13 protein-coding genes are annotated in these 13,256 nt (G+C 40.3%); 6 read left to right on the forward strand and 7 right to left on the reverse strand.

Going from position 1 to position 13,256, the window contains the following annotated elements:
* The first annotated feature begins 160 nt into the window (after positions 1 to 160).
* Positions 161 to 1,378, forward strand: coding sequence for a lactonase family protein (locus EKN56_RS09025; protein ID WP_185955859.1), 1,218 nt, complete (start codon positions 161 to 163; stop codon positions 1,376 to 1,378).
* A gap of 79 nt (positions 1,379 to 1,457) precedes the next feature.
* Here EKN56_RS09025 and cutC read toward each other — a convergent pair whose 3' ends face one another.
* Positions 1,458 to 2,222: a copper homeostasis protein CutC gene (gene cutC, locus EKN56_RS09030; RefSeq protein ID WP_130591473.1), complete on the reverse strand. Its 765-nt coding sequence runs from the start codon at positions 2,220 to 2,222 to the stop codon at positions 1,458 to 1,460.
* Between the two features lie 113 nt (positions 2,223 to 2,335).
* On the opposite strand from cutC, the gene EKN56_RS09035 reads away from it, so the two are divergent.
* Positions 2,336 to 3,490, forward strand: coding sequence for a MalY/PatB family protein (locus EKN56_RS09035; protein WP_130591474.1), 1,155 nt, complete (start codon positions 2,336 to 2,338; stop codon positions 3,488 to 3,490).
* A gap of 56 nt (positions 3,491 to 3,546) precedes the next feature.
* On the opposite strand, the gene EKN56_RS09040 is transcribed toward EKN56_RS09035, so the two are convergent.
* Positions 3,547 to 4,107, reverse strand: a complete 561-nt coding sequence (locus tag EKN56_RS09040; protein ID WP_130591475.1) for a VOC family protein — start codon at positions 4,105 to 4,107, stop codon at positions 3,547 to 3,549.
* Between the two features lie 156 nt (positions 4,108 to 4,263).
* Here EKN56_RS09040 and EKN56_RS09045 point away from each other — a divergent pair, with 156 nt between their 5' ends.
* Positions 4,264 to 5,016, forward strand: a complete 753-nt coding sequence (locus EKN56_RS09045) for an IclR family transcriptional regulator (RefSeq protein WP_130591476.1) — start codon at positions 4,264 to 4,266, stop codon at positions 5,014 to 5,016.
* A 307-nt stretch (positions 5,017 to 5,323) separates the two neighbouring features.
* Positions 5,324 to 6,217 carry a dihydrodipicolinate synthase family protein gene (locus EKN56_RS09050; RefSeq protein WP_130591477.1) on the forward strand — a complete coding sequence of 298 codons (894 nt, stop codon included), beginning with the start codon at positions 5,324 to 5,326 and terminating at the stop codon, positions 6,215 to 6,217.
* Between the two features lie 630 nt (positions 6,218 to 6,847).
* Here EKN56_RS09050 and EKN56_RS21700 read toward each other — a convergent pair.
* From EKN56_RS21700 to EKN56_RS09070, 5 genes are all read right to left on the reverse strand, one after another.
* A complete protein-coding gene (locus EKN56_RS21700) occupies positions 6,848 to 7,144 on the reverse strand; it encodes an IS1/IS1595 family N-terminal zinc-binding domain-containing protein (protein ID WP_456085571.1) in 297 nt (98 codons plus the stop codon).
* Positions 7,145 to 7,272: 128 nt separating this feature from the next.
* Positions 7,273 to 8,298 (reverse strand): helix-turn-helix domain-containing protein, encoded by a 1,026-nt coding sequence (locus EKN56_RS09055; RefSeq protein WP_130591478.1) that lies wholly within the window; start codon positions 8,296 to 8,298, stop codon positions 7,273 to 7,275.
* A 664-nt stretch (positions 8,299 to 8,962) separates the two neighbouring features.
* A complete protein-coding gene (locus tag EKN56_RS21475) occupies positions 8,963 to 9,172 on the reverse strand; it encodes a putative Se/S carrier-like protein (protein ID WP_168189633.1) in 210 nt (69 codons plus the stop codon).
* A gap of 30 nt (positions 9,173 to 9,202) precedes the next feature.
* Positions 9,203 to 10,282 carry a YedE family putative selenium transporter gene (gene yedE, locus EKN56_RS09065; protein ID WP_130591480.1) on the reverse strand — a complete coding sequence of 360 codons (1,080 nt, stop codon included), beginning with the start codon at positions 10,280 to 10,282 and terminating at the stop codon, positions 9,203 to 9,205.
* Between the two features lie 427 nt (positions 10,283 to 10,709).
* Positions 10,710 to 11,003, reverse strand: coding sequence for an IS1 family transposase (locus EKN56_RS09070; protein ID WP_130591481.1), 294 nt, complete (start codon positions 11,001 to 11,003; stop codon positions 10,710 to 10,712).
* 1,150 nt (positions 11,004 to 12,153) lie between these two features.
* Here EKN56_RS09070 and EKN56_RS09075 point away from each other — a divergent pair.
* Positions 12,154 to 12,390 carry a DUF1656 domain-containing protein gene (locus tag EKN56_RS09075; RefSeq protein ID WP_130591482.1) on the forward strand — a complete coding sequence of 79 codons (237 nt, stop codon included), beginning with the start codon at positions 12,154 to 12,156 and terminating at the stop codon, positions 12,388 to 12,390.
* Positions 12,391 to 12,394: 4 nt separating this feature from the next.
* Positions 12,395 to 13,252, forward strand: a complete 858-nt coding sequence (locus EKN56_RS09080) for an efflux RND transporter periplasmic adaptor subunit (protein WP_130591483.1) — start codon at positions 12,395 to 12,397, stop codon at positions 13,250 to 13,252.
* Positions 13,253 to 13,256 lie beyond the last annotated feature (4 nt).

Genomic DNA, 13,256 nt, shown 5'->3' on the forward strand with positions numbered 1-13,256 from the left:
GCCAAATTTCTGTATGGTTTATTTGATCTTTTTAAGATCTGGGATAATCATTAATCCAATGTTCATTATCACACCACGGCATTCACTCTTGTCTTACTCATACATTTAAGGAATGTCGTACATTTATAAAAATGCAGGAGATTATATGAAGAAGAAACGCATGGATGGTTCAGCAACCACGACAATTTACCGCAGCATCATTATTGGATTATCTTCTCTTGCTACTTTTCCCGTTTTAGCCAGTACCGAACCTTCAGCTGTTCCCCCTACCGAAATGATGGCTTATGTTGCCACCTATAATCCTAATGGCGAAGGTATCTACCTTATGAAGGTGGATAAAGATGGAGCCCTTAAAAAAGATAAGCTGGTTAGCGACATTCCTAATGCTGCACAAATTGTGTTAGATAACGGCAGCAAACACCTTTATGTCGCCAGTGAAGTCGCTAACTATAACGGTGGAAAACATGGCTCTCTCACCGCGTATTCAGTGAATAGTCAGGATGGCAGTTTAACCAAGCTAAACGAAGTTGACTCTCAGGGAGCTGGTCCGGTTTATCTTTCCATTCACCCCAATGGAAAATATCTGTTAGTCGCAAACTATATCAGTGGCTCCATTGCCAGCTTTCCGATTAATAAAGACGGTTCGCTGGGGCGTCCGGCATCCGTGAAGCAAAGTAGTGGAGAACCCGGTGCAGGCAAACCTGCCGCTGCCGTTGAAGGCAGTTTCGCTTTTAGCGATCACAATGGCCCACATGCCCATATGATCGGTAGCGACCCTGATGGCAAATTCGTTTACTCCACCGATTTGGGTTTAGACCGAATTTATCAATGGCGGATAGATAGTAGCAATGGTGTTCTTTCGGCTAACAATCCACCATTTATTGCTGCCTCATCAGCCGGTGCCGGACCTCGCCATTTCGTTTTTCATCCAACGAATAAGCATATTTATTTAATTAATGAAGAGTCCTCTACCCTGACGACTTATCTGTTGGATGCAGAATCAGGAAAACTGACAGAACAGCAAACAGTGTCCGCTTTACCTGAGGAATATAAAGGAACCAGTTTTGCCTCTGGATTAGTGCTTAGTCAGGATGGTCATCACCTGTATGTGGCTAATCGTCTGCATAACAGTATTTCGCATTTCAATATTAATGAGAACGGTAGCCTGACGCTGGCGGATAATATCTGGACGCATGGGGATTACACCCGCACGCTGGTTATCTCTCCGGATGGTCAGTCATTGTATGCCATGAACCAGCGTAGCGATAACATCACCCAGTTCACCATCGATCCAACCAATGGCAAACTAACATTCACTAATCGCTTTACTCCTGTCGGTAGCCCATCGCAAATGCTGTTTATCACTCATCAGCAATAAGCGTTTTTCCAAAATGTGATGAGATAACCAAAGTAAAAAGGCCAGATAATTATCTGGCCTTTTAGCAATCTCGAGAGTCTTACCCTACCTGCTGACGAAACCTGACTACGCTGGGAGCGAATACCTCCTTCATGGCAGCCACCATATCGCTATCAACCTGAAACTGCGCAAATTCATCCGCTTCGCTATCGGTATTCATATTTACGCCCGCCTTACGATAACGCATACAGGAAGGAATAGTTTGACAGGCAGAAGTATGAATTTCCTGAACCCCAGCTTCAATAAACTTATGAATATTCGTCAAACGAATACCACCACCGGGCATAATAACGGGTCGTTGGCTTTGTTGAATCAGAGTACGGATTAAAGGCAATCCAACCTCAGCGGTTTGCTGTTGTCCCGACGTCAGAATACGGTCCACTCCCAAATCTGTCAGTTGGCTCAGGGCCAGTAACGGATTAGCACACATATCAAACGCCCGATGAAAAGTAATAGACATTCCTGCTGTCTGGCGAAGGATTTGTTGCATACGCTCAACATCAATATGACCGTCTTCCGTCAGGATCCCAATCACGATACCGGGGAAACCAAGGTCACGGATCTGGTCAATATCTCGCTTAATAATGGCAAACTCACTTTCGCTATAACAAAAATCCCCTCCTCTCGGGCGTACAATCGGATGAACCGGAATAGAAACCTGATGAGAAACCCAGTCAAGCATGCCGATACTCGGCGTAATTCCCCCTTCTTGCTTGCCTGCACAAAGTTCTATGCGATCCGCGCCAGCGCGTTCGGCCTTTATGGCACAATCGGCGCTATAACAACACACCTCCAGTTTTGACATCTTTCCCCCTAAATCAAGTAAAAACAAAACAATTCTTGAGCAAGAGAACACATCTGGCGTAGTCTACACTTTAATAAATGACACCCAATCAAAGGCGCACTAAAGGTTTTATTATGGCATCTAATTTTGATCTGTATGTGGAGCGACATCACACCGATAGTGATAAGTGGCACAAATATGAAGATAAAGAGATTATTCCCCTATGGGTTGCGGATAGTGACTTTAAATCTCCTCCCGCTGTTATTGAAGCCCTGCAAAAACGTATAGCTCATGGGGTATTTGGTTATGGCTACCCTTCACCTGAGTTGGTTGAGGTGTTCATTCAGCGCATGAAGCTGCGCTATCAATGGGATGTAAAACCAGAGTGGCTGGTTTTTCTGCCGGGCCTGGTGTGTGGATTAAACTTATGCGTTCGGGCATTAACCACGCCGGAACAGGGAACGATTGCACCCCACCCAATTTATCCTCCATTTATGAAAGCTGCCCGATTTGCTAACCGCAATCAGATTTCTGCCCCTGTTAAGTTACAAAATAAGCGTTGGGTGTTAGATCTGGAGGCGACTGAAAATCAACTATCTGGCACTGAAAAACTGTTGCTGTTATGTAATCCGCAAAACCCGGGTGGTACTATTTATCGCCGCCATGAGTTAGCAGCTCAGCTTGATTTCGCCCAGCGACATAACCTGATTGTCTGTTCAGATGAAATCCACTGTGATCTTCTGTTGGATGAAGGTTTGGAACATATTCCCTTCGCCTCCCTTAGCGAAGATGCAGCTCAACGTTCCGTAACATTAATGTCTCCCTCTAAAACCTTTAATATTGCCGGATTGGGTGCATCAATTGCCGTTATTCCAAATGCAGCACTGCGACATCGCTTTACTGAAGCACGGGCGGGTATTGTTCCCAGCGTTGACATTCTGGCTTATGTTGCTGCAACTGCTGCCTACAAAGGCGGGGATGAATGGCTCGCAGAGCAATTAACCTATCTGCGTGGTAACCGGGATCTGGTGATGGAAAGAATCAATGCAATTCCCGGACTAAAACTGATGCCGGTTGAAGCTACGTATCTGGCCTGGATTGACGCGTCAGGATTAGCAGTGTCTAATCCGCATGCCTTCTTTGAACAGGCTGGTGTGGGGTTATCGCCAGGCAGTGACTTTGGTAATCCAAACTTTGTTCGTTTGAATTTTGGCTGCCAGCGAGCGTTACTGGAACAGGCGCTAACTCGTATGGCAAACGCTGTAGCTACCTTACCCGCCTTAGCCTGACAGGTATGGCCATCATTAAATCAAATGATGGCCAGTTTTTTCTTTATTACCATCATTTAGCTTTCACTTTTAACCACTTCCTGAATACTGTATGGGTGAAACTTAACGGTTACCCCATTGTCGGTTACCGCCAGCGTTGGATTAGGCAACCTTTCCCCTTCTCCTGCAGGATTACTGAATTTTAGTTTTAGCTGCGGCATCAACAAAATATCGTCTGAAAACAGAGACAGCGCAGTTTGATGGAAATTTTCTACCTCACCGGGTATCACCCATTCTACGTGTTCCCAATCTTCTTGCGGATAAAGCTTATCTCCCGGGTAGGGCAATTCAATGCAGTCAATTTGCCATTGACCAACCTGTAACGGTTCATCCAAATTGAACAAACAGATAGGGCGACCATTAATTATCTTTTCAGACATCAGTTCACCACACTGCATTAATCCCTGGCGCCAGCGATCGGCAGTAGCTTTCTGAAAACAGCGAACGGAAATATGATCCGCAGAATAAGTTTCCAGCGATAGTTCCAGCCGCGTAAGCAATTGATGCAATTTATCAACAAACGTCGGTAAGCTCTGATGTAAGTCACTCAGTTCTGCAATATCCTTAAATGATGGCACTTCTGTTCTCCGCTTTTGATACGCTAATAACAGTCAACTATTATTCATAATAACGTCAGTTACGCAAAACCAGAGTGACCGATCGTCAGTATTTTGAGTTTGTTTCATTTTTACTTTACACTGCGATTTACTATCTGTCCCCTGACCCAGAGTCTTATGCAAGAGATTACGACCAAAACACCGGCCATTGATAAAACGACCCGCATTTTGAAATATGTCTCTACTCAAGGCAGCGTCACCTTTAGCCAAATTCATCAAACGCTGGATCTGGCGCAAAGCTCAACGGCTACATTACTGAATAGTCTGGTAGCCCATGGTTTTTTACGTCAGGAAAAAGGTCGCTACTATTTAGGTTTGACGCTGTTTGAATTGGGTATTCGGGCCATTGAAAGCTTTGATATTCGGGATTTGGCTATTGCTCCAATGACTTTTTTGCGTGACAGCACAGGCCTGGCCTGCCATCTGGGTGTTCTGGATAATACGTCTGCGATTTATCTGGCAAAAATTGAAAGCCCGGGAGCTATAGTTGTACGAAGCTGGCTGGGAAAGCGCCTGTCATTGCATAGTTCCAGTCTGGGAAAATGTCTTCTGGCCTGGCTGCCAGAGGCTGAAATCGATCGTTTGCTGCCTGAAGAATCGTTAGAAGTAAAAACTAAAACTACTATCACAACCCGCAGTGCATTTAAAGCAGAATTAGCCACAGTTCGTCGGCAAGGCTGGGCATTTGACAACGAAGAGGATTATGACGGCGTAAGCTGCATCTCCGCCCCGGTATTTGATCGAAATAATAAAGTCATTGCTGCGATTAGTATGTCTGGCGTTAGTTTTCAGGTCCCTGAAGAAAAAATCCCTGAATTCGTTGAATTAGTAAAAACGGCAGCCAATATGCTGTCAGAATCTATTCGTTAATTATTTCTCTCTTATCAACTTCAGAGTGCCCTCCTGCATATTCATTGTTCAATTCTGTGATCTGCCTCCCTCTATTACTATTATGTTGCTTTAACAACGGTTTTATCTTCGGTATATTTATGACTCTTATATATGAGATTATAGCTCTCACATACAGGAGTTAATTTAAGCCGTAGCAAATAACCCGTGATGACCGCACTTTAGCTGTAAGCGATCAGAACGAACATCCGGGTCTGATAAATGTCATTAATGATTTGGTGGCATCGCGCCCGGGAAATTACGTTGTGAATCATCAGAGGAATAAGAGATGAGTAATAAAGCCCTGTTTTCCGGTGCCTGGTGCCCTTCTGTCATACCCTTCAAAACCAGCGGTGAAATCGATTATGATGCACTTCAAAAGCACTTCGATCGTCTGGCAGCTTCAGGAACTGATGGTATCTTACTGATGGGAACCATTGGTGAGTTTGTTACCATGAATCTCAGCGAGCGTGAGAATTTACTGAAGAAAGCACGCAAAATGACTAAGCTGCCAATGATTGCCCATGTATCAACGACTTGTGTTGATGATATGGTACATCTGGCTGATATCGCTTACGCCGAAGGCTATGAAGCAGTAATGGCGTTACCTCACTATTATTACGCCCAAACGCCAAAACAGTTATATGAATATTTTATTGATCTAAACAATCGCTTTAAAGGAAAGTGGCTGATTTATAACTTCCCTGCCCGTACCGGTTGTGATGTAGATGCTGCATTAGTACTAAAGCTGGCTAAAGAATGTCCTAATTTTGTTGGTATCAAAGATACCGTCGACTGTTCTTCCCACACCCGCCTCATTGTTCGTGCTCTGGCACCAGTACGTAAAGACTTCTCAATATTTGCCGGTTATGACGAATACTTTGTACCAAATTTGATGAATGGTGGTGCTGGCGTACTTTCCGGTTTAAATAATGTAGTGCCTGAGCTGTTTACTAAAATTAAAGTGGCCTATCAGGCAAACGATCTTGCCAAAGTTGCTGCATTACATGAAGAGATTGGACGGTTATCCGGCATTTATGCAATTGGTGATGATTTTGTCACGACGATTAAAACTACCGTAGCCAGAAAATACAAATACCTTGAGCCCATTTCCCGTAATTATGGTGGTAAACTCAATCCAGAGCAGTTGGCCGCTGTTGATACGTTATTTGATATTAAATAATGTCATTTAAATTTAGCCCCCACATATAGTGGGGGTGATGATATTCCTACCTATCAATAGTGCATCATAGTTAAGGTAATATCTTCAGTGAGCCTGCCAGAACTGTAACACGGAATACTTCAACACTTGATTGAGTTGTTGTTAGCGCATTGGATATGTTAAGGCTATTACACTAGACCAGGAACGTTAATTTATTAAGTATATAAGATTAATGTCATTATTAAATAACATATATTTCATTAAAGATAATGTAAAACTTAACTAAACAAAAAATATAGTAAGTTTGACGGGTTATCGAGGCTTTTGATAAGACAATCGTAAGGTATTTCAAGTGTACTTAATAAGTAATTGGGATATAGATACAGTTAAAATGAAAGCCCGTTGGGTAACGGGCTTCTCAATTAAACAAATAGAGTTTAACTATTTATTTAGTAGATATATTCAATTATATTGATATGCCACCTCACGATCTCGACCTATGTGATAATTAATTCATCCACTTTATTATCATGAGGTTATAACCATAACAAAACAAAAAACCAATATGATAATTAATATCAATATGATCTATTACTTAGCTATAAATATAGTAATTGACTTTATAAAAAATACTTCCAATAGGTTTTATCCTTAGGATAAAACAGGTTCTGGATTTTTATAATAAGCTGAGTAGACATATTTCACCTGAAATGTACGACTACAATTTACACAATAAAAACGTTGATAACCCGCACGTCCTTTTCCGTGTTTTCTGACGGATTGATTATCCTGACAATAACGACATGGCGTCTTCTTTTTAAACATAATGCGCTCCTGCTTTAGTTTAGGTTCAATGAAACAACACGAACAATGTAATATATGTTCAATCATTCCGTTATCCAAAAAACGAAAAAACCACAGGAAATATATTTTTGGATATTTAGCCATTCAATTATTAATGATAATAATCAAACTGAAATATTTAGTTTTACTAATTTTTTAATTTATCATAAGCGTGACTCTCCTTATCTGAAGCAATTTCATAAAATTAGTATTGTAAGAATGAAATCAATCAATTAGGAGTTTATTTGACTATCAAATTCCCTTTCGAAGGAAACTGCTTCTACTCTCTTTTTACTCCGATTCAATGTGTGGCTTGGGTATTCACCAAACGTTTTACGGTATTGCTCAGAAAAGCGAGAAAGATGCTGGAATCCCCAGCGGGTAGCAATGCCTGATACGGTACTCACTGGCGTTGCCATCAAAAAATCGCGTAACGTACCGTTTAACCTCAGGTTTAAAAACCATTTTCCCGGAGACATTCCGACTGAATTACGAAAAATAAGCTCAAGTGCTCTCAAACTATATCCTGTCCGTTGAGCTATATTGATCAAACTGGCACTTACATCATCACAGGACATAACGAAATATTCGCTATCCAAAATAAGATTATTATGGCGCTGAGATACACTACTCTTTTTTTCAATGGAAGATTCCAACATGGCGTCACAAATAATCCGACTATAACTAGCCAGTAGTTGCTCCTGTATTTTGTTGAAATTTCCTCGTCGGCAATCAGAATTTGAGCTATTTTGGGCAATAGTAAAAACTTCATTGGTTTGTCTCAATAAACTGTCAATGCTTCCTTTCGGTAATTTTAAAGAAATAGCATTCTCTTTCGATAGAGTCATATCCTGACCACTATATGTCAAGATTGCCTGTATCAATATAGTGTGGGGAACAGAATAGACAACCCAACGCGATGACCCGGATGATTGATATAATAACTCCGACCCTTCCGGATAAATTTGTATTTCATCCGTACCGATTGGCACTGTATTATAACGAGTCACATCACTACCATGGGCCATAAAACCAATACATATGGTATCAGAAGGAGTACATCCTCTGGCAATAATAGGGAAACTATAGTTACCCGTTTCCAATCGGATATCGTTTAACATCACTCTTTGGTGATATAAACTCAATTGAGCAGAAGAAGATAATCGATGCTCAAAATATCCCCCATAAAGAATATCTGAAGCCCGAGCGACATCAAGCCCAAAATAGACATTACATTGATAAATTGGTGATGAGGACATTTAGCACTCTTTCTCACTGAAACTTCGCCTTGAGGATATTAAAAATGTTGCCTTATTACCCTATCATTCAAACGAAGCTTTTAATGGTCTTAAAATAACCACCCAATACCGCTGTTTTTTGCTAAATAACAATCATATATCCACCACGATAAGAATATTCCGATCAATTAGTCGATACACAGCAGACAGGTATTTCCCGAAGGCCATTTGCCATCCCGATAACAAGAATTAACATTTATTGTATCGAGTTCCATTATTATTTGATAAATGACCTTTCATTGCATAGTTCGCTGGTAAAACAGTCAGTTTTCAAACATCGTTAATCTTAAAACTGTTACAAGTTAGACTAATTTAAGAAAAGTAGTTATCCAAAAAACGAAAAAATAGCCGAGATTTCATATTTTGTATTTTAATAAATTAGTTAATCCTGATTAAGTTGATAGACATATCCGATTAGAAAAAAATTGACAAGAAATTTAATGATGAAAATTGCCTGATAATTCTATTTATACAGATGAAAATGTGAGCTAAATAAACCAAACCCAATGAGTACTAATCACTTTTAAAATAGCAAATAGAATCAAACATCCTTGTTCATCTATCAAAAAGACATAACAAAAAGCGCCCATTCAATGGACGCTTTTTGTTATTAACACTTGTTCAATTATTGTTCATCTTGCCACAAAACATGATAACCTTCTGCCGTTACCTGATAGACAGCTTTAACCTGCGAATTTATCAAGGTTAAATACGGGCGCAGTTCAACCAACTCAAAACGTACTGCCATGCCACACTCTGCCGAGAGTGTTCTGGGAGCATCAATGACCTGAAAATTAACCCCCCAGCCATTTAGCTTCTTTTTTAGCTTAATCACTCCCAAGGGGTATGGAAAAGAAACAGATACTCACGACTCATCAATCGCACTTTCCAGCGTTTTACGTATCATTACGGTATAAATAACACCAATAGCTAATACCAGAATAATACCTACAATAACGATAATCTTCCCATTCTCTGTTGGCCCTGCAGGACTGGATGCAAAAGCAAAATTATGGGCAAATGCGGCGCCAATCAACATTCCCAGTACGCTAACTGCAGCATCAGAACTTCCCTGCCCGGCACTAATTAATTGACGTAATGGGCAACCAGTAATAAACACACCACAAAGTCCAACTAACATCATTGAGAGGAAATTCCATACTCCATCGGTATGAGCAATTGGCTGGTTATCAAAACCCAGAGTAAATTTATCCAGATAAAGATTACCTGCAGCCACAATCAGCGTTAAGGCTAAAACACCCAATGCCATATTATAGTTACGCGACAGAAAAATATTTTTCGCCATACCAATAAAGCAAAAACGCGTACGTTGAACAACCACACCAATCACCAGCCCAGCGATTATTGATAACCACACTGGGGCATGACTGGCTCCTGGTCCTTTTTCACTGGCGCTAAATATGCCGCTGTTCCACAAAAACATCATCAATAAAACAATACAGGTAGTTGGAAACAAAATACCCTCAATAGAGGATTGGCTATAATTACGTGGTAATGAGAATCCTTTTTTCAGGAACAGGCTACCAATACCAATACCCACCACCAGTCCGATCAATCCAATCACCGCATTTAAATCTCCGGCACCAATACGTAAAACCATGCGTAATGGGCAGCCTAAAAAGACCAGACATCCGATCATCATCAGAAAACCCAGAGTGAAACGAATAATCGGGGCTGAACCAGCTTTAGCCTTGAACTCTTTAAATATTAATGCCGTCGCGAAAGCACCAATAACAAAACCAAATATTTCCGGACGCAGATATTGCACCGTAGCCGTTGAATGAAGATTTAAGCTACCGGCACTATCACGAATGAAACAGGCGACACAGACTCCCATATTGGGTGGATTTCCTGCAACGGCTAACGTTAATGCAATAGCACCAATAACAATACCTGAGATAATTAATATCCATGTTCTAGACATTTTGTGGTTTCCTTTGATGGCGGGATAAATCCCTACTAATAGACCTATTAAGTTGTGGGTATTTTATACCGCATCGCACCATACTTCTTTTACTTCAGTCACGTTATTCCTTTTAATATCAAGGTAAAAACACCCCTTGAAATTATTATTAATCACTATGATATTTCATTTAATCTAAGGTAAAGGCTCGTGAGTAAAAGATGATTTGCTAAGAAAAGGATGGATAGATTGAATGGCAAGTTGTAGAGGTGTAGAGATAATGAACGGGAAGAGTTCTGCCCTCCTCTTCCCGTCAAGTGCGTTCACCCTCAGGTTGAACCAAGTTCTGGCGTATGATGTAAACAGTAATCCTGATATCTTTTAGCGATATACAAAACTCTCTATTTCATCATCAGACTAAGCAAACAACGACGCTTTCGTCTTTCACTTATGCCCCAATTTTTTCTTCTTCATCCAGCGTAATTAAGTATATGTGACGGTCGATAATTCCCTGACTGACCCCTAATACCTGGCTGATTTCTACCCGGCTCTTTCCTTCGTCCAACAAGGTCTTAACCTGGCGCAGAATGTTAGTTTCATTTCCCAGATATATATAACGAACCTGAAACGTTCTTTTACAGGATGTGCAATAGTAACGCTGCACCCCGGAGCGGGCTAATCCATGCTTGCGGACGCTGTCTATCTTACTGCAGTGGTGACAAACAGGCAGATTTTCCTTCATCTTACTTCTCCTCATATACTTCTGATAAAAAGAGCATATAACAAACCACCACTTGTCCTTTACATCCTATAGATACGACACTTTCACCATTCCATATTGGATTCCGGTTGCCGTTCTCTTTGGCCGTTATGTCAAAACAAAAACATTCAGCCTTTTTATTATGTTTACTTCATTATTCACATTGTGAATTCTGTTTTTCAGCTACAGGCTTTCGCCTAGCCGAAACTGGGATCGTTTAGTAACAATCCCAATAGCTATTCAAATCTTTAAAAGTTCAATAAATATTCTCTAATATGAAATCCAAATCTCAAAGAGCCAGACATTCCATTGGCAAAAAATATGACCTACTTCACCATTTACTCTTAGGGTTAACCTTAAACCTCAAAAACTAATGGCAAATCGGTAGAAACTAAATAATCAAATAATATTAATTTGCTTCAACCATTCGTTTTAACTGGGAGTTTAATATAATTATCACGCAAAGTTAAAAATCATAATGGTAATAAATAAACACCTCTATTGGCAGTGAGAGTAATATCTAAAACCACTTGATTACAAATCGTTAATTCCTAACATAACAACCATTTTGATAGCCAATGACTATTAATAATGATTTTTTTATCGTTGTGATTTTCACAAAACAACTCTATCTGATTGTTTTTATTTGTTAAGTTTGGTTATGGTCACTATAATTTAAACAACTAAATTAAGCTCATATATGGATGTTTTTTGAAATAAAATAAAATGTTAATTACTATTTTTAGCAGAAAAACAAAGGGGATTTATAGAAAAATAATAATAACATGCTTGTAGTATTTTCTAAAAGACTGATGATTGTCATTATGCCAAAAGCAATTAATAACCATCCGTTAACCAGCGTTTAATTTAGGTGAACTTATACTTCCATACTACATATTCTATTATAAGTATAACTCTATAAATTACAATTAAGGCTTATTACTCTGGTAAACAATAGTAAGGAAAGCACTCATTCTTGCATAATGCCTGATAAGTATGGTGATACTATAATTTGATAGTGCTATGCTGATGTTAGTTGAAAGCTCTCAGTAAACACAGGCTATATAGTAAAGTTTTATGTCACAATATCCGACAGAAAAAACTTACATCACATCAGGCAGGTACCATTAACGTGGATATTGGTTTAATAAATAAGAACAGTGCGTTATCCGACCTGGTGTTCGGTGCATCTCTCTACTTTCCCCCGATATTTAAAGCACTTTTTCTTGGTTTCATCATCTGGTTATTAGTTCACCGAGCCATTCGCGACTGGCTATATTCTGGCGATATCTGGCACCCCACCCTGATGGACCTCTCTATCTTTATTATTGCCGTCAGCGGCTCTATGTGGATGTTAACCCATTGGTAATCATATGAAGATTAATGTCATAAAATACTTCTCTACCGTCATCATTTTTGCCATTGCGTTAAGCGCCGGCTGGTGGCTATGGAATTACTATATGCAATCCCCCTGGACTCGTGATGCTAAAGTCAGGGCAGAGTTGGTTAATATTACGCCGGAAGTTTCAGGTAAACTGACGCTGGTTAATGCCGCTGATAACCAAATGGTTAAAAAAGGTGACTTATTGTTTACCCTTGACCCCAGCGCTTACCAAATTGAAGTTGATAAAGCCGAAGGGGCATTAGCAAAAGCACTGTCAGATTTAGGGAAAGCCAACCATGAAGCTGAACGTCGCGGTCGATTAAGTGGAGGTGTCATTTCTAAAGAAGAACTGGATGATGCCAATCTAAACGTCCAGGCTATGCAGGCAAACTATAAAGCCGCGCAAGCCAGCCTCAATCAGGCTAAGTGGAATCTCTCCCATACCAATATTTATGCCCCAACGGATGGTTATCTGACTAATTTGCAAATCCGTGCCGGAAGCTATGCAACATCTGGTACACCTTTAGTTGCGCTGGTCGACATTCACTCTTTTTACATAATGGGTTATTTTGAAGAAACCAAGTTAAGCCATATTAGACCCGGCTATGCTGCAAACATTACGCTGTATAACGGCAACACTCCGTTAAGTGGCGAAGTAGAAAGTATTGGTCGTGCAATTTCAGACCAAAGCGTCGATGGTGATGTAGATATGCTAATGAATGTTAAACCTAACGTTCCGTGGGTTCGTTTAGCTCAGCGAGTTCCCGTCAGAATAAAACTTACCAAAGTCCCTGATAACGTTTTGTTAATTGCCGGAACCACCTGCTCCGTTTCTATTCATCAATAGGCAT

It is taken from the genome of Limnobaculum zhutongyuii, assembly GCF_004295645.1.
Taxonomy (GTDB): Bacteria; Pseudomonadota; Gammaproteobacteria; order Enterobacterales; family Enterobacteriaceae; genus Limnobaculum; species Limnobaculum zhutongyuii.